The sequence below is a fragment of the Paraburkholderia humisilvae genome (assembly GCF_902859855.1).
In the GTDB taxonomy this organism is placed as follows: Bacteria; Pseudomonadota; Gammaproteobacteria; order Burkholderiales; family Burkholderiaceae; genus Paraburkholderia; species Paraburkholderia humisilvae.
Window position 1 is genome coordinate 1 of record NZ_CADIKH010000021.1, and the last position, 17,272, is coordinate 17,272.

General features: G+C 59.9%; 18 protein-coding genes. 12 read left to right on the forward strand and 6 right to left on the reverse strand.

Features of this window, described 5'->3' with window-relative positions; all coding sequences use genetic code 11:
• The 4 genes from HV796_RS21890 to HV796_RS21905 all read left to right on the forward strand — a co-directional run.
• A partial coding sequence (locus HV796_RS21890; RefSeq protein ID WP_425497097.1) for a glycoside hydrolase family 19 protein occupies positions 1–940 on the forward strand: 940 nt, incomplete at its 5' end.
• A complete protein-coding gene (locus HV796_RS21895; protein WP_175228605.1) occupies positions 934–1,482 on the forward strand; it encodes a hypothetical protein in 549 nt (182 codons plus the stop codon). The genes HV796_RS21890 and HV796_RS21895, both read left to right, overlap by 7 nt.
• Positions 1,483–1,635: 153 nt before the next feature.
• Positions 1,636–2,280 (forward strand): hypothetical protein, encoded by a 645-nt coding sequence (locus HV796_RS21900; protein WP_175228606.1) that lies wholly within the window; start codon positions 1,636–1,638, stop codon positions 2,278–2,280.
• 35 nt (positions 2,281–2,315) lie between these two features.
• On the forward strand, positions 2,316–2,606 hold the full coding sequence (locus HV796_RS21905) for a PAAR domain-containing protein (protein WP_175228607.1): 291 nt from the start codon (positions 2,316–2,318) through the stop codon (positions 2,604–2,606).
• A gap of 85 nt (positions 2,607–2,691) precedes the next feature.
• Here the strand turns inward: HV796_RS21905 and HV796_RS21910 are convergent, their stop codons facing one another.
• The 5 genes from HV796_RS21910 to HV796_RS21930 all read right to left on the reverse strand — a co-directional run bounded on the left by HV796_RS21910 (position 2,692) and on the right by HV796_RS21930 (position 6,706).
• Positions 2,692–3,207 (reverse strand): metal-dependent hydrolase, encoded by a 516-nt coding sequence (locus HV796_RS21910; RefSeq protein WP_175228715.1) that lies wholly within the window; start codon positions 3,205–3,207, stop codon positions 2,692–2,694.
• Positions 3,207–3,545 carry a sugar ABC transporter ATPase gene (locus tag HV796_RS21915; protein ID WP_175228608.1) on the reverse strand — a complete coding sequence of 113 codons (339 nt, stop codon included), beginning with the start codon at positions 3,543–3,545 and terminating at the stop codon, positions 3,207–3,209. Before HV796_RS21915 ends, HV796_RS21910 begins: the two co-directional genes overlap by 1 nt.
• A gap of 305 nt (positions 3,546–3,850) precedes the next feature.
• Positions 3,851–5,002, reverse strand: coding sequence for a porin (locus HV796_RS21920; RefSeq protein ID WP_175228609.1), 1,152 nt, complete (start codon positions 5,000–5,002; stop codon positions 3,851–3,853).
• Between the two features lie 584 nt (positions 5,003–5,586).
• The gene (locus HV796_RS21925) at positions 5,587–6,015 is read right to left on the reverse strand and encodes an HIT family protein (RefSeq protein WP_175228610.1); all 429 of its coding nucleotides are present in this window, start codon (positions 6,013–6,015) and stop codon (positions 5,587–5,589) included.
• A gap of 256 nt (positions 6,016–6,271) precedes the next feature.
• A complete protein-coding gene (locus HV796_RS21930) occupies positions 6,272–6,706 on the reverse strand; it encodes a hypothetical protein (protein ID WP_175228611.1) in 435 nt (144 codons plus the stop codon).
• A gap of 231 nt (positions 6,707–6,937) precedes the next feature.
• Between HV796_RS21930 and HV796_RS21935 the strand changes: the two genes are divergently transcribed.
• The 8 genes from HV796_RS21935 (at position 6,938) to ppk2 (ending at position 15,286) form a co-directional block, all read left to right on the forward strand.
• The gene (locus tag HV796_RS21935; protein ID WP_246355980.1) at positions 6,938–7,648 is read left to right on the forward strand and encodes a CDP-alcohol phosphatidyltransferase family protein; all 711 of its coding nucleotides are present in this window, start codon (positions 6,938–6,940) and stop codon (positions 7,646–7,648) included.
• Complete coding sequence (locus tag HV796_RS21940; RefSeq protein WP_175228613.1) at positions 7,645–8,469, forward strand: HalD/BesD family halogenase; 825 nt, start codon at positions 7,645–7,647, stop codon at positions 8,467–8,469. The genes HV796_RS21935 and HV796_RS21940 overlap by 4 nt, the downstream gene beginning before the upstream one ends.
• The gene (locus HV796_RS21945; RefSeq protein ID WP_175228614.1) at positions 8,466–9,470 is read left to right on the forward strand and encodes a flippase-like domain-containing protein; all 1,005 of its coding nucleotides are present in this window, start codon (positions 8,466–8,468) and stop codon (positions 9,468–9,470) included. The genes HV796_RS21940 and HV796_RS21945 overlap by 4 nt, the downstream gene beginning before the upstream one ends.
• 33 nt (positions 9,471–9,503) lie before the next feature.
• Entirely contained in the window at positions 9,504–10,268 is a 765-nt protein-coding gene (locus HV796_RS21950) for a phosphocholine cytidylyltransferase family protein (RefSeq protein WP_175228615.1), read from the forward strand.
• 99 nt (positions 10,269–10,367) lie between these two features.
• Positions 10,368–11,771 (forward strand): MFS transporter, encoded by a 1,404-nt coding sequence (locus HV796_RS21955; protein WP_175228616.1) that lies wholly within the window; start codon positions 10,368–10,370, stop codon positions 11,769–11,771.
• 170 nt (positions 11,772–11,941) lie between these two features.
• Positions 11,942–13,672, forward strand: a complete 1,731-nt coding sequence (ggt, locus tag HV796_RS21960; RefSeq protein ID WP_175228617.1) for a gamma-glutamyltransferase — start codon at positions 11,942–11,944, stop codon at positions 13,670–13,672.
• Between the two features lie 113 nt (positions 13,673–13,785).
• Positions 13,786–14,235 carry a VOC family protein gene (locus HV796_RS21965; protein WP_175228618.1) on the forward strand — a complete coding sequence of 150 codons (450 nt, stop codon included), beginning with the start codon at positions 13,786–13,788 and terminating at the stop codon, positions 14,233–14,235.
• Between the two features lie 124 nt (positions 14,236–14,359).
• Positions 14,360–15,286 carry a polyphosphate kinase 2 gene (gene ppk2, locus HV796_RS21970; protein WP_175228619.1) on the forward strand — a complete coding sequence of 309 codons (927 nt, stop codon included), beginning with the start codon at positions 14,360–14,362 and terminating at the stop codon, positions 15,284–15,286.
• 126 nt (positions 15,287–15,412) lie between these two features.
• Here the strand turns inward: ppk2 and HV796_RS21975 are convergent, their stop codons facing one another.
• Positions 15,413–16,999: an inorganic phosphate transporter gene (locus tag HV796_RS21975; RefSeq protein ID WP_175228620.1), complete on the reverse strand. Its 1,587-nt coding sequence runs from the start codon at positions 16,997–16,999 to the stop codon at positions 15,413–15,415.
• Positions 17,000–17,272 lie beyond the last annotated feature (273 nt).

Sequence of the window (17,272 nt, forward strand, 5' to 3'; positions counted from 1 at the left end):
CGAATGGGGCGGCAACATGGCGCGCTGGGAGGCGATCACGCCGCTGATGCGCAATGCGCGCGTGAACTGGGAGTGTGAGCTCGAGCGGGTCGGCAAGCTGCAGTGGTGGGATCAGGTGAAGGGCAAGGTTGAAGGGTTTCCGGATAGTCCGGTTGCGCATCACATTCATCCGGTTGCGCTGGTGGGGAATTTTCAGTCTACGCCATTCCTATGTCCTCACTGTGGCAGCGACATGACGATTTCTGCCGGGTTTTTGAAAAAAATATTTCCTGGAATAAGCGATGAAAACGCCGCCGGTTATGCCGTCGCATTAAATCCAGTCTTTGTGAAATATAAGATCAATACCTGTAATCGTATTTCTCATTTTTTGGGACAATGTGACGTGGAATGTGCCGGGTTTACCGCATTCAAGGAAGATTTATTTTATAAGGATGGCGATAAATTATGGGGAACATATCCGAGTCCTCTAAAAAATGGATTGAATCGCCTTCATCCAGATTGGACTGATGCGCAAATCGAAAGCTATGCCAAAGCACATCTTATTCGGAATGATCCGGAATTGGGGATTGTACTGTTCGGAGACAGCGCATATCCCAACTGCGATTATCGGGGGCGAGGACTTATACACCTGACATGGCTCGAGAATTATCGTCGATATAAAGAATATAGCGGCGTGGACGTCGTGACTGATCCGCTTAGGCTGGAATACGACAAAGCCGTAGCTGCAGATTCTGCGGGATGGTTTTGGAGCATGCATTCCATCAACCAGCATGCAGATGCAAACAATCCCAAAAAAGTTACCACCATGATCAATCCCGGACTAAAAAAATTGATCGAGAGAAAGGCTGCGAGTCAACGAGTATTTTCGAAACTGAATAATGGTTGCGAACCATGCCGCGCCCAATGGGAAGCAACCGCAACAGGAGCCAACGGATGGTGATGAAAATATTGAAAAAAACTGGCATTGCCCTTGTGTTTTTGTCTTTGTCACCCTTTGTGTATGCCTATAGCGATTTGCCAGATAGAATACGTGCATCGCAAATAAAGGAAGGATGCTATATAACTTTTTTGGAAGAGGATTATGCGAGGGAGCAAGGAGATCCTAGCCGTCCTTACTACGATGCGCTGATGAAGTGGAGTTGTAAGAATGGCGAAACCACAATAATTGACAGGTACGACGTCGAAGGCGCCAGCCCGGAGATTGTCACCGTTCTCTTCTGGAAAAAGAGAAGCCTTGCCGTCCTTGTGAAATGGTCAATCAATTCCCACGCCGCAGATTTTCAGGGTGATTTTTATAAGGTTTACGTCTACCGGTATGTGCCATCAAAGGCAGGTAACCAATTCAGGAAGGAAGAAGGTGTTATGAAAAAATTCGGTGAAGGATGGGACGGTGAATGGGTTGGAAAAAACGCGGTTCGATATGACTTCAAGGATGCCGCTTCCATCAAAAAGCGACTAAACGAGCTTGGCTATCTGAAATAACCTAATTCCCGGGAGAAGGAGTGGTGATTTATTTAATGCCTCTTTTTGTACCCTGGCTATCTGAGCTTCATTAATGATGTACAAACGTCAATTTTCCAGCATTGCGAAATACCCCATTTTATTTAAAATATTTGTCTTCAGGCAGAAAGTAAATTGAACCGAACACCCACCCAAAACAACAATCAACACATCCCCTACTTCTCGCTAATCCCGACCTACGTCCTCGTCCGCCCCGGCGAGAATGGCGGATATCAAGTCTGTGGCGACGGCCGCGAAGACGGCGCTTCCGTTGGCTGTTACTTATCTCCGCTCCATGCGTTGATCGAAGCCGAATATAACGCGCTTACCGGCAGGCAATATGACGTAGCGCACGCGGGCTGGATTGACCCTCAGGTGTTTCGCACTGCAGATGGAAAAGGGCTCACCGCGGATCTTCGTCTAGGATGGCCAGTCCGTGACGGCAAGATTCTATTGCGCCAGGACGGCGGTCTAGCCTCATTCGCACGCCGCATGGTTCATTCCACAAATACTTCAACTCCACCCCCGTACTTCGAGATCGACCAGGAAGCACTCGACTACATTGACAGCCTTCACGAACGCGCCGGATTGTTCGCATGGCGCGAAGCGTATCGCAACGTGACGAAATGGAGTTCGCGGCGCGTGACCGATGTGGTGACGCGGGCGGTCGCGTCAATGAAAGTGACCGAAGGGGATATCTCGCGATGCGTCGAGGCCGCGCTCTTCGATCCGGAGTTCGAACAGTGGCACATCGTGCCCTACGCGGTCCTCATCGGCTAAACATCGACTGCCGCACACACCAACAGGGAAAATACATGAGCATTCGCTACGACATCTGCAACGGCGACACCACGACTGCCGGCGGCCTTGTCATCGCCACCTCCACTCGCGATACGCTCCAGCATCGCGCTGTCGCTTACGAAGGCGACCTTGTACGCTGCGCAAAATGCAACAGCACAGGCAAGATCGTCTGCAACGGCGCCGGTGCGCGCGATCGAGGCCCGGATGGTCGAATGTCGGCGCTCAGTGGCGATTGGTGCGTATGCAACTGTTCGGAACCTCCGAGACTGATTGCGCTGCAGGATCGCTCCGGCACACACGCTTGAGCGTCCCCGGGCGTAGCGGTGGCTCCATTCGCAAAAGACAACTCAACGAAGAGAAGAGAAAAGAAAAGAAAAGAAAAGAGAGCAATCAACCTACCCCAATCTTCCTCAACCACGGCACCGCGTGCCAACCATGCGCCCAAACATGTGCGACGACAAACCACGCACTGACCCAGGACGCCGCGACAATCAGCAAATCGCAACGTCCGCTATTCCACCAGTTCAATGAATGGCGCCCAACAATCCATGGCACGCCGAGTGGGTTCGGCCAGTCCGCGAGCAGATGCATCAAGCCTCCACACGCAAACCCGAACAGCGGTGCGGCGAACGGGGAATGTCCGAGCCAGTGATAAGCGCCGGCCAGCAACGCAAGCCAGCCAATGCCCCAATGCGTCGCGGTGCGATGCGTAATCCACAAGCGGCGCTTGCGTGACCACCACGCGACCTCAAGCCAATCCGGCGCGGTGCTGCCCGCCACGCCAGCGGCAAACGCCGCGACAATCCACCCGTGATAAGGTCCGCCCGCGCCTGAATGAGCGACCAGCGCCGCGGCGATGACGCCAGCCGCCCAACCGGTCGCATGGTGTGCTGCCGTCGAGGCCACTACGTCGTACAACGCGCAATTGCAAAACGCAGTTCCTCTTCAGGCGGATCTTCCGACGCGCCGCGCACCACCTTCACCACCGTTCCGCCTCGCGACGGCGTCAGCGTAATGAAATACGACCCGTTCGACGAAGACCCGACCGTCAGCTCAGTTGAGCCATTGCTCGTCGACGCATGCACGCGTGAGAGCCGGCTGTCGAGACAGCGCGCGATATCCGAAGTGGTGCGAGCAGATGACAGATAGACCATCGTGTCCGAACCCGAGTCCGGACCAGGGCCGCGAGATGAACCGCATGCGGCCACGAACACGAGAGGCGAGAGTAGTAAGAGTTTTTTCATCGTTCGGCTCGTCAGAATGCCTGTGCCGGCACAGACAACCGCAGGCACAGCGCGTTGACACGTGCGAAGCGTTTCACTCCGCGCTGCAAAAGCATCGCGATTGTCACACGCGATCAAGCCGCGCGGATAGACGGTTTACATCCGGTAACCGGTTTGCGGTGTTGAAACAAAAAAACGCGCACGTCGTAAAGACGCACGCGTTCCTCGATACGGAGCACGATCCAGCAACCCGGTTTCAAACTGCCTTCAGTTGAGCTTCAGGCCGCCTTCACGAAACCAGTCACCCCACTCCGCAAGCGTGACACTTAGAAGCGGTGACGCAAGCCCACCGCAGCGGCGACCTGATTGCCGGTCGACGACGGCTCGAGTGTGTTGATCGTCGCGACGTTCGAACCGAAGTTGCCGAATTCGCCCGACGCGTGCTGATACACGCCTTCGAGGTACACGTCAGTGCGCTTGCTCAGCGAGTAGTCGGTCATCAGCGACACGGTGTGCCACTTCGGATCGCCATTGTTCGCCGTGCCCGTCACCTTGCCGTCCGTGAACGTATACGCAGCTGCCAGGCTCAACGCCGGTGTCAACGCATAGTGGCCGTTGATTTCATAGTTGTCCATATGCAGGTTCATGCCGGTCACGCCCGCCAGCGGAATGCCACCAGCGTCGATACCTTGCACGCCATCCAGTTGCGTGTGCGTATAGACGAAGTTCGCGGTTGCCGGACCGTACGTATAGCCGATACCCGCACCGAACGTACGCTGCAGGTTCGACGCAATGTTCGCGTTGCCGTTCTGCACCGAGATCGCGCCAGTCACGTTGGTACCTGCGCTGTTCAGTTGCAGGTACGATGCCGCGACGTTCAACGGACCGTTGTTATACGACGCGCCTGCGCTCCATGCGCGGTTCTGCGAGAACTGGCCAGCCTGGTTCGAGAAGCCATACAGACCGCCGAACTGGAAACCGGCGTAGTTCGCGCTCGTGTACTTTACCGAGTTCTGCACCGAGAACGAGTTGTCGAGGTTATCGTTGTCGAACGGGTGGGCCGCGAGGTTGTTGCCGTAGCCGCCGCCCGCCTCCGACAGCGGTGCGAGATAGTCGACCATCGAGTCATATTGACGGCCAAGGGTCACGGTACCGTACTGATTGCTCTGCAAACCGACGAATGCCTGACGGTTGAACAGGTTGTTGCTCTGCGAGAACTGGCCGTTGTTCAGGTTGAAGCCGCTTTCCAACGTGAAGATCGCATGCAGACCACTGCCGAGATCTTCGTTGCCCTTCAGGCCGAAATACGTGTTCGAGACGCTGCCACTCGATTGCTGCCAGTTGCTATGGCCTTGCTGATTGTTCGAGTAGACGAGCCCAGCGTCCAGCGTGCCATACAGCGTCACGCTGCTCTGCGCGTATACAGCCGGCGCGGCAAGAGCGCCCATGATGCTCGCAACGAAAAGTGTTTTTTTCATGGTTTGTAAACTCCGAGACAGTGCGTAGAGAATCGCGTTGAACTGTGCATACCGCCGTTCTGCGCGGCCGACAGACGATCCGTAGCGGAGTTTATTCTGCTTATTCCAGGTCTTATCAACGTATCGCGCAACAGTTCGTTCCGGAATTCGGAATAGCACAATTAATCGTCGTAAGTATGGTTAAACAAAGAGAAAATCAGTTGTGTTGCTGGAGATTCAGCAGTGTGTCAACCTCGATGTTGTTGTTCAGGCGCGACGTGTCGTGCTTTCCGGGAAGAGAACCCATATTCGAAAATCGGAAAGGCGCCCCATTATTCGTACGGTTTTTTGCAAAGTACTCTTCCGCATAATGTAGTCGCCGGTGGCGCCGCTTACGCATATAATTGGACTGCCCCTTGACCAAGGGTGGTCTTTTTTATCTGTACTTTTGCACGCGGCTTTCGAGCCGCGTTTTTTTTACCGATTCGATTAGCAAGGCACGCGGATTATTCCGTAATTCGCATTCATTGCCTCATTGAAAAGGCCATATTCGTAAATAAAAACGGCCTTTCAAAAATACAATAACGGGTTACACGTCAGTGAGGTTACGCGTCAGTGGGCAGCGCGGCTTTGATCCGTTCGGCGAATTCGCGCAGTTGTGCGGTATCGGCGGGCACTGCGGCGTGCAGCTTCAGGTCGAGGCCCGCGTGGCGAGGAATCACATGAAAGTGCACGTGCGGCACGGTCTGGCCGGCGGCGCTGCCATTCAGTTGCACGATCATCACGCCGGGCGGATTCAGCGCGGCCTTGACTGCGCGCGCGACTCTGCGGGCCGTGCGCATGCATGCGGCGGCGCCTTCAGCCGATAACTCGAACACTTCAGCAACCGGTTCTTTCGTGAGGATCAGGACGTGCCCATCGGCTTGCGGCATGATGTCCATCAATGCAAGCGTGAAGTCGTCCTCATAGACACGCAGCGAGGGCAGTTCGCCGCGCAGGATGCGGGCAAAGGGATTGTGCGGATCGTATTCCATCAGTCGGCCTCGATAGGGGAGATAGGCGCGACGATTCTAGCCGACCCGTCGCCGGCTATCGCACAAGGCCAGCGTTTTCATCGATGCACCGGAGCGCAACGCGCCGCTGCACGGTTTGTGCGCGGCGCGAATGAATCCATGTGCTGTCAGTGACTTACCGCTGATATGCGCAGCTTCTCCACAGTCTTGTTCAGGGAACCTGTGGACAAGCGCGTCAATCGAGCGGGCAACCGCGCGCGGCCTGCGCCGAACCGCGTCAGCGCCGCTTGCAGAAGATCGCGGTGATATGCGGTCCGACATGATGAACGATCGCGTTGCTGCCGGCCGCGGTGACGGCCGCTTGCACCTTTTCGTCACCGCCGAACACGACCGCGCCATACGCGGACTTCGCGAGCGGCTCGCCTTTACCGTTCCTGAACAGCGGATCGTCCTGCTCGAAACCGACCACCGCAAACACAGTGAACCCGAACGCCGTGAGCCGCTCGCCGCGCGTCGGCTGGAACGCATTGATCGAATTGCTTTCGACCCGCATCGGCTCCGGGTCGATCAACTGCTGTTCGGCGAGATCGCCGATGAACCGGTGAGCGGATTCGCCGCAGGCGAGCGCCGCATCGAGTTCGGCCGCCCGCGAAACCAGCGGCACGGCGGCGGCAATCAGTCCCGCGAAAAGGAGTAATAAAGGGCGTTTCATGTTCTTGTCGAATGCGCGCGATGCGCGCCGTGTCGGAGTGCGATGCGCTGCATCGCCTTACACGGCAGCTAACAGCCGGTTCCGCGTTTCACAACAAATTGGCAACAAACCCGGCACTTTAGCCGGGTTTATCAATTCTTGCTTCGCGTACCTTCGATTTGATCCCGTTATAGCCGACAGTTTTCTGACAAAACGGGCATGAAACCCCAATCCCGTATATATTGCCGGGTTATGACATCGCAACAACACCCCTCAACAACGCCGGGAAACGCCCCGCTTCCCAGAATGTGGGACGCGAGGCTCGCGCGACGGCTCATCATGCCGCTCGTGAATACCCGAGTGACTCCGAATCACCTCACCACGGTCCGGCTGCTGATCGGCGTCGTCGGTGCGCTTTATCTCGCGCGCGGTGGTTACGGGTGGGTTAATCTGGGTGCGCTCCTGATCGTGATCTCGAACTTCGTCGATCATACTGACGGTGAATTGGCGCGGGTCAGCGGCAAGAGCAGCCGCATCGGTCATTTCTACGATCTCGCGTCGGACGCGCTTGTCACGGTGATGTTGTTCGCCGGCCTCGGCTATGGCGTGCAGGCGGCGAGCGTGCACGCATGGATTGGCGTGCACGTGTCACCGTTGCTGCTTGGCTGCGTGGCCGGCATCGCGGTTGCACTGATTTTTTTCCTGCGTATGCGCATCGAGGAAATGGAAGGGAAGGCGGGCACCAAGCAGGCATCGCTTGGCGGTTTTGAAACCGAAGATGTGCTGTATTTGCTGCCGCTCGTGACCTTGTTTAGTGGCGTGACACCGTTTCTGATCGCCGCGTCGATCGGCGCACCGCTGTTTGCCGCGTGGGTGGTGATCGACCATCGGCGCGTCGTGCGCCGCAGCCGTCCTCTACGCGAAGCGAAGCAGAAAGCCAGTCAGATGTGGGTTAGCCGATGAGCACGTCAGCCGAACATTTAGTCGCCAAGCAGGTTTCTTCTCATCGCGCTGCCGGCTCGTCGCCGGCAGCGGCCGTTCCGGACCCCGATCGGGCGGTCGCGAGCCGCACCCGTACCTTCGATAATCCGCGCTTGCGCAAGCAGTTCGCCGACCAGGGTGCGTTCCTCTATCTCGACGATTTCCTCGCGCCCGAAGTGACCGCGCAATTGATCGCGAGCGCGCGTGGGCTGCTGGGTGAGGTCAACCGCAACTATCTGCCGGGCCACAAGCAGGGCGGCAGCGTGAGCCGGCATACGATTGACCGTCTTGCGCCGTTCATTGCCGAGTTGTACCGGTCGAAGGAACTGATCGGCTGGCTCGAGCAACTGACCGGCGACAAGCTGCAGGAATCGCCGGCGGACGACCCGCATGCGTACGCGCTGTATTACTACACGCGCGCCGGCGACCACATCGGCTGGCACTACGACACCTCGTATTACGATGGCCGCCGCTACACGCTGCTGCTCGGCGTGATCGACGAGTCGTCGTGCCGGCTCGACTACGAACTGCACACGCGCAACCCGGATGTGCCCGACGCGCCCGGCTCGGTGCAGATCCCGCCCGGCGGCCTTGTGTTCTTCGATGGCGACAAGCTGCGTCACCGCATTACGCCGGCACGCGAAAACGAAATGCGCGTGTCGCTAACCTTCGAGTACGTGACCGATCCGAACATGCGGCCGTGGCGCCGTGTGATTTCGAACCTGAAAGACGCGATCGCGTATTTCGGTTTTCGCCAGGTATTCAGCCAGTTCGCGAGACGTAACCGCCGGGAGCGCGTGTGAGCCGGGCCGCGATGATTCTGTTGACGATCGGCGGCGCGCTGTTTGTCGCGCTGCTCGCGTGGCAGGGCTTCGGGTCGGTCGCGTCGACGCTGCTCACCGCGGGTTGGGGCCTCGCACTGGTCGCGGCGCTGCATCTGGTGCCGCTCGCGCTCGATGCGGGCGCGATTTCCGTGCTGTTCGACAAACGCCGCGATCCGCTCACCGAACGCGACGCGGTGTTCGCGCGCTGGATCGGCGAATCGGTGAACAGCCTGTTGCCGGCCGGCCAGATCGGCGGGCCAGTGGTGATGGTGCGCCAGCTCGCGCAACGCGGCATGCCGATGCGCGATTCCGCGGCGGCGATTACCGTCAGCACGACGCTGCAGGCGATCGCGCAGATTGTCTTTGCGATGCTCGGGCTTTTGCTGTTCGGCGCATCGGCGTCGCACGGCGCATTCCATAACCTGCAGACCGCGGCGATGGTCGCGACGGCGGTGCTGGGTGCGATGGTCGTTGGCTTTTACATGGCGCAGCGTCGCGGCCTGTTTGGGCGTGCGCTGCGCGCGGTCTCGAAGGTGTTCGGCAAGCGTGACTGGTCATCGCTGACGATGCGCGCCGATGCGGTCGATGCCGCGGTGCACGCGCTATACGGCGAGCGCCGTCGCGTGGCTGCGAGTTTTGCATTGAGCCTCGCTGGCTGGATTGTCGGTACGGCCGAAGTGTGGCTCGCGCTGCGCTTTCTCGGCCATCCGGTCGACTGGGTCGACGCGCTGCTGCTCGAAAGCATCGGCCAGGCGATCCGCGGTGCGGCGTTCGCGATTCCCGGCTCGCTCGGCGTCCAGGAAGGCGGCTATCTGCTGCTCGCGCCGCTCGTCGGACTGCCGCCGGAAGCGGCGCTCGCGCTGTCGCTCACGAAGCGCGCGCGTGAGCTGCTGCTTGGGTTGCCCGGGCTGCTCTATCTGCATTTCAGCGAAAGAAGCTGGCAACGGCGGCGCGCAACGCGCCTGCCGGCCACCGATTGAATCTCCCGAAAACCAGAACAGGAATAACCGCGAATGCGCGCCATCATTCTTGCTGCGGGCCTCGGCCTGCGTCTTCAACAGCAACCCGGCGAACAGTTTCCCAAATGCCTGCTGCGCTTCGACGGCATGACGCTGCTCGAGCGCCATTTGCAGATGCTCGACGCGGCGGGTGTGCATGAGGTCGTGCTCGCGTTAGGCTTTCAGCCCGAGTCGGTGGAAGCGGAATTGAAGCGGATCGGCTGGCCCCGGCCGGTCGAGATCATGCTGAACCCGCGCTACGACCTGGGCAGCGTGCTGACCGTGCATACGGTGGCCGATGCGCTGACGCGTGGCGGTGACGTGCTGCTGATGGATGCGGACGTGCTCTACGACGAACGTATTCTGGCCGCACTGGTGGCAGGCGATCATGCAAACCGGCTGCTGATCGACCGCGACTTTGAAACGGGCGATGAACCGGTAAAGCTGTGCCTGAAAGACGGCGTGCCGGTGGAATTGCGCAAGCAGGTGGCGGCGAATCTCGCCTACGACACGATCGGCGAGTCGGTCGGTTTCTTCCGTTTGCGCGAAGAGACCGCGCAGCGCTTCGCGCAGATCGTCGCCGGCTATATCGACAGCGGCCGTGCGAACCTGCCGCACGAAGAAGCGGTGCGCGACCTGCTGCTCGAACGCAGCCACGTGTTCGAAACGGCGGATGTGACCGGCGCGCCGTGGATCGAAATCGACTTCCCGAACGACGTCGAGCGCGCGAGCGCCGACATTCTGCCGTTGCTGCAACCGCTGGTTGGCGCGCCGCGCTAGCGCGCGGTCGCCCTGTTTTGTCGCGCGGTTTCGTGACCGGTTACGTGTCGTGAACCGCGCTTCCATGCGCTGCCGCATGCGGTTGTCGCTCCGTCTGTTATGCCTCTTGCCTTAGGCGCTTTCATCGTTCCTTTGATCGTCGCGTGTGCGATGTTCATGGAGAACGTGGATTCGACGGTCATCGTCACATCGCTGCCGGTGATTGCCCGCGACTTCGGCACCGACCCGATCACGCTGAAACTGGCGGTCACGAGCTACGTGATCGGCCTTGGCGTATTCATTCCGATCTGCGGCTGGGTCGCAGACCGCTTCGGTTCGCGCACGGTGTTCCGCACGGCGATCGGCGTGTTCGTCGCCGGTTCGCTGATGTGCGCCGCCTCCACGTCACTCGCGACACTCGTCGCTGCGCGCTTCGTGCAAGGCGTCGGCGGCGCGCTGATGGTGCCGGTCGGGCGCATCATCATCTTCCGTTCGATGCCGAAGTCGGACTTCATTCGCGCGGTCAACTATCTGACGGTGCCCGCGCTGCTCGGACCGGTTATCGGCCCGCCGATCGGCGGCTTCATCACGACGTATCTGCATTGGCGGCTGATTTTTTTCGTCAACGTGCCGATCGGCATTTTCGGCATCTGGCTCACGAACCGTCATATCCAGAACTTGCGCGAGCCGCATCCCGGGCCGCTCGACGGGTTCGGCTTCGCGCTGTCCGCGAGTGGCGCGGCGCTGCTGATGCTCGGGTTGTCGCTGATCGGCAGTGGCCTCGTTTCGGGCACCGCGACGTTCATCATGTGTGTGTCGGGCGCCGCGCTGCTATTCGTCTATTGGCTGTATGCGAGCCGTGTCGAAGCACCGGTGCTCGACTTGCGGCTGCTGCGCATCCCGTCATTTCATGCGAGTGTCGTCGGCGGTTCGCTGTTTCGCATCGGTCTCGGCGCGGTGCCGTTTCTGCTGCCGCTTGCGTTGCAGGAAGGACTGGGCATGACGGCGTTCAAGTCCGGGTCGATTACCTGCGCATCGGCGTTCGGCGCGATCTTCATGAAGACGATCGCGTCGCCGGTGCTCGCCCGCTTCGGCTTTCGCACCGTGCTGATGGTTAACGCGGCGTTCGCGGGCTGCGCGATTGCGATCTACGGGCTGTTCTTTCCAGGCATGCCGCATTGGCTGATCTGGTGCATCGTGCTGGTTGGCGGCATCTTTCCGTCGCTGCAGTTCACGTCGCTGAACTCGCTCGCGTATGCGGATATTCCAGGTCGCGATATCAGCCGCGCGACCGGTGTGTCGAGCGTGATCCAGCAATTGTCGCTGGGTCTGGGCGTGACCATCGCCGGCATCGTGCTGCAGGTTTCGCATGTATTGCAAGGGCACAAGACGATCGTCTGGTCCGACTTCTGGCCGGCCTTTCTCGTGGTCGGCCTGTTCTCGTGTGCATCGATTCCGATCACCCGGCGCCTGCCGCACGGCAGCGGCGACGAACTCGCGCGTGGCAAACGGGGCACGGCGTAGCGCGGTAACAGGGCCGACCGCGACGCGGCACGCTGCACCGCTGCACCGCAGCATACGCGACACACGCATGCGGCGGGGTTCGCAACGGCGCATGGGCATGTTATAAGCGCAAGGCAGGCTTTCTCACGAACGTTTGAGAATCGTGTATTCCTTGTCTTGGAGGACAGCCCATGGCGGCAAATAACAAAGCGAAACTCTCCATCGCGGGCCTGGCATTTGCCGGGCTCGTGTCCATTTCGGCGGCCTTTCTCGAGGCCACGCCGGTTTATGCGAAGGGCCCCGCGAAGCAGCCGGCGGTGCTTTCCGCCTCGGCGATTGCGGTTGCGGATAAATACAGTGCGGACGCCGCGGAACAGATCTTCAAGGAAGGCGGCAATGCGGTCGATGCCGCGGTCGCGATTGCATTCACGCTGGCGGTGACCTATCCGGAAGCGGGCAATATCGGCGGCGGCGGTTTTATGACGCTGTACGTGAACGGCAAGCCTTACTTCATCGACTATCGCGAGCGCGCGCCGCTTGCCGCGACTCGCACGATGTACCTCGACGAGCAGGGCAACGTGATCAAGGGCAAGAGCCTGTTCGGTTACTACGCGGTCGGTGTGCCGGGCACCGTGGCCGGAATGTGGGAGGCGCAGCGGCGCTTTGGCCGGCTACAGTGGAAGCAGGTGCTTGCGCCCGCGATCCACTATGCGCGCGATGGCTTCGTCGTCGACGAGCAGTTGGAGCAGCGCCGCGACAATGCCGCGAAAGACTTCGAGGGCAAGACGAACTTCGACACCTACTTCGGCGCCATGAAAGCGGGCGAGACCTTCAAGCAGCCCGATCTTGCCGCGGTGCTCACGCGCATCGCAAACCATGGCGCGAAGGAGTTCTACGACGGCAAGACCGCGGACCTGATCGCCGCATCGATGCAAGGGCACGGGCTGATCACGAAGCGCGACCTGCACGACTACCGAGCGGTCTGGCGTCAGCCGGTCGAGGCGAACTGGAACGGTTACCGCGTGATCACCGCGCCGCCGCCGAGTTCGGGCGGCGTCGGTCTCGTGCAGTTACTGAAAATGAAGGCGGACCTGAAGCAGGACTTCAACGGCGTCAAGCTGAATTCGCCGCAGTACATCCATCTGATGGCGGAGATCGAAAAGCGCGTGTTCGCGGATCGCGCGCAATACCTGGGCGATCCGGACTTCTACAAGGTGCCGGTTGCCCAACTGACCGATGACGCCTATCTTGCGAAGCGCGCGGCCGAAGTCAATCCGGATGCGCCGTCCGACACGAAGAGCGTGCAGCCGGGGCTCGGCACGTCGATGCCCGAAAAGGCGGAGACGACGCACTTCTCGGTGATCGACAAATGGGGCAATGCGGTATCGAACACGTATACGATCAACGGCTATTTCGGCTCGGGCGTCGTCGCGCAAGGCACCGGCATCGTGCTTAACGACGAAATGGACGACTTCGCATCGAAGCCGGGGGTGCCGAACATGTTCGGCGTGGTCGGTAGCGACGCGAATGCGATCGAACCGAAAAAACGCCCGCTTTCGTCGATGACACCGACCATTCTGACCAAAGACGGCAAGGTGTCGCTCGTGATTGGCACGCCCGGGGGCTCACGGATCTTCACGACGATTTTCCAGGTGGTCAACAACGTGTACGATTTCAACATGCCGTTGAAAGATGCCGTTGCCGCGATGCGCTTTCACCATCAACTGCTGCCGCCGAACGCGATCTTCTGGGAGCCGTACGCGCCGATCGACGGTGATCTTGCGAAGCAGATCGAAGCAAAAGGCTATGTGCTGCAAGGCCAGAACTTCAACGGCGACGTTCAGGCGATCAAGATTGACGGCGATACGCCGAACCCTGTGTCCGACCCGCGCGGCCGCGGCGTTACACGTGTGATCCAGTAACACTTTGAGCGCACGTCGTGCTTCGGCGTGCGCTGCGCGCCGTCGCAGTGTAGTCAACGGCAGCCGCTCTCGTGTGGCTGCCGTTTCGCATTGGGGTGAAGGAGGAGCGCACGATGGCCCGCAACCCGAACACGTCCGGGCAACAACCCGGCTCCGTCGACGCGCGCATCGAATCGCGCATCGAATCGCGCATCGAATCGCGCATCGAATCGCGCATCGAATCGATCAACGCGGTGACGCTTGCGACTGCTGACATGGCGCGTGCGGTGCGTTTCTATGCGGCACTTGGCTTTCCATTCGCGTATGGCGGTCCTGATGCGGACTTTACGTCGTACGCGCTCGGCGGATCTCATCTGAACCTGATCGCGCAAACGCATGGGCCGATCAACGGGTGGGGGCGCGTGATCATTCACGTGTCCGACGTCGACGCATTGTATCGACGCGCGCTCGATGCGGGCCTTGCCCCGGAGAGCGCACCGGCCGACGCGTCCTGGGGCGAACGCTATTTCCATATCCAGGACCCGGACGGGCATCAATTGAGCTTCGCAAAACGGCTGCGGTAAACTTTGCGGACACCCAGGTTCGATGACAGCGCGCTGACAGGTAACACGACTGACACCTCGCGCATCGATAATCGACCTTTCGGCGCTGCCGTTCGAGGGCAGTGCGCAACCGTGGAGAAACGCGATGAACGAGCTTGACCGTGAGTCCGACCCAATGTCGCTCGCCGCGCGCCAGCGGCGTTTCGAGGAAGACCTTATCGATGCGTACGATGAGGAACTGGAAATGGAAGTCGACGACCGCATCCTCGACGGCGCGGGCGCGATGACCGACGAAGCGCGCGCATTACGTAAGCACTATTTTCGTGAGCTGTTCCGGTTGCAGGGCGAACTGGTGAAGCTGCAGGACTGGATTGTGCAGACCGGCCACCGGATGGTGGTGATCTTCGAAGGTCGCGACGCGGCCGGCAAAGGCGGTGCGATCAAACGCATCACACAACGGCTGAACCCACGCGTATGCCGCGTTGCGGCGCTGCCGGCGCCGAACAATCGCGAACGCACGCAATGGTATTTCCAGCGTTACGTGAGCCATCTGCCGGCGGGCGGCGAAATGGTGCTGTTCGATCGCAGCTGGTACAACCGCGCAGGCGTCGAGCGCGTCATGGGCTTTTGCAACGACGCGGAGTACGAAGAGTTTTTTCGCTCGGTGCCGGAGTTCGAAAAGATGCTCGTGCGCAGCGGCATTCAGATTGTCAAATACTGGTTTTCGATTACCGACGAAGAACAGGAAATCCGCTTCCAGGCGCGTATTCACGATCCGCTGAAGCAATGGAAGCTGAGCCCGATGGACCTCGAAAGCCGTCGCCGCTGGGAAGCGTACACGCAGGCGAAGGAAGTGATGCTGCAGCGCTCGCATATTCCGGAGGCGCCGTGGTGGGTCGTGCAGGCAGTCGACAAGAAGCGGGCGCGCCTGAACTGCATTCATCACCTGTTGACCCAGGTGCCGTACAACGAAGTCGAGCATGCGCCGATTTCGCTGCCTGAGCGGGTGCATCATCCGGAATACATCCGGCAGCCGGTGGCGGCCGAGATGATCGTGCCCGAGCTGTATTGAACGACGCGTTGTCAGGGCGCGGACACGGCCGCACCGGCACGCAGGCCTCAAATAGCAAAGCGCGGCGGAGTTTGTTCTCCGCCGCGCTTTTTTGTTGCCGCCGCGCCGATGGGCCGCGACGCCCGATCAGAACAGATTGCGGAACAGCCAGTACAAGCCCGCCGACAACGCGATCGACACGGGTAGCGTCAGCACCCATGCGAGCACGAGACTGCGTACGGTGCCCCACTGCAGGCCCGAGCCGTTCGCCGCCATCGTGCCGGCGACGCCCGACGACAGCACGTGCGTCGTCGATACCGGCAGGCCATAGGCATCCGCCGCACCGATCGTCAGCATCGCGACGACTTCGGCCGAAGCGCCTTGGCCGTAGGTCAGATGCTGCTTGCCGATCTTTTCGCCAACCGTGACGACAATGCGTTTCCAGCCAACCATCGTGCCCAGCCCCAGTGCGATCGCGACCGCGACCTTCACCCATGTCGGGATGAATTTGGTCGCATTGTCCATCTGTTTCCTGAAGTTTTCGATCGCCTTCACGTCGTCAGGGGCGAACTCGGGCGTCTTCGCCTTGAGCATCAGGCGGATCGCTTCGGACGCAATGTACATGTCGTTACGGACATTGTTGACGCTGTCCTGCGGCACGTTCGCGAGCGACCCCGATGCGCCGACCTGCTGGCCGATGCGCTCCGACAATTGCTGCAACGCGGGAATCGTGGTCGGTGACAGCTGGCGGGTCTGCACGAAGTGCTCGACATCGTTGCGCGGCGCGACCGACGGCGGCGCGCCGTTCGTGTACCGGCCGAACGCGGCGGCCGCCTGTTGCGACACAGCAAGGAAGGTCTGCGTTTGCGCGGGCGTGACCGCCTTGTTCAACGCATAGGCGGTGGGTACGGTGCCGATCAGGATCAGCATGATGAGACCCATGCCTTTCTGGCCGTCGTTCGAGCCGTGTGCAAACGACACGCCGGTGCAGGTGAGGATCAGCAGCGCGCGAATCCAGAACGGCGGCGGTTCCTTGCCGGCCGGTTCCTTATAGAGCGCCGGCACGCGCACGATGGCTTTCAGCACGAGCAGCAGCAACCCCGCTGCGAGGAAGCCGACGATCGGCGAAAACAATAGCGATTTGCCGACGCCGAGTGCCTGGTTCCAGTCGACGCCGCTGGTGCCCGAAGCGCCGTGCATCAGCTGATTCATCAGGCCAACGCCGATGATCGAACCGACCAGCGTATGCGAGCTCGACGACGGCAGGCCGAGATACCAGGTGCCGAGATTCCAGATAATGGCCGCGATCAGCAGCGCAAATACCATCGCAAAGCCGGCGCTGCTGCCGACCTGCAGGATCAACTCGACGGGCAGCAATTGCAGGATGCCGAACGCGACCGCACCGCTGGAAGTGAGGACACCGAGGAAATTCCACGTGCCGGACCAGACCACCGCAAGGTTCGGCGATAGCGAATGCGTATAGATCACCGTGGCGACCGCATTGGCGGTGTCGTGAAAGCCATTGACGAACTCAAAGCCGAGCGCGATCAGCAGTGCGATACCGAGCAGCAGATACGGGAGGAACGAAGCTTGCCTGACGGCCTGCAGATCGTCGATCAGATGCGTCGCGCAATAGACCACGCCCGCGATGATGACCAGCAGAAAGATGATGAGGCCGACACTGCGGCCTTTTCCGGTTGCTGAACCCGCTTGCGGGAAGGAGAGTTCCGGCATGGCGTGTACCTCCTGGATGGTCGCGTGAATAAACGATGCTGAGTGGCAAGTGTGTCGACAGCATGACAAAGGCATGACCGAGATGCCGCGCTAAAAACTGACAAATGCACCCATTGAATCTGCGATTAAATGGGCGGGTAAGGGCGGGGTTCGCAGTGGAACTGCTGGGTCCGGTTCAACGGCGGCGTGGTCAGCTGGGGATGTGGAAAAACCTCCATAGCGTACAGCGCGGCAAGGATAAGCTGGTAGAATTTTTACCGCATTAAGCACGTC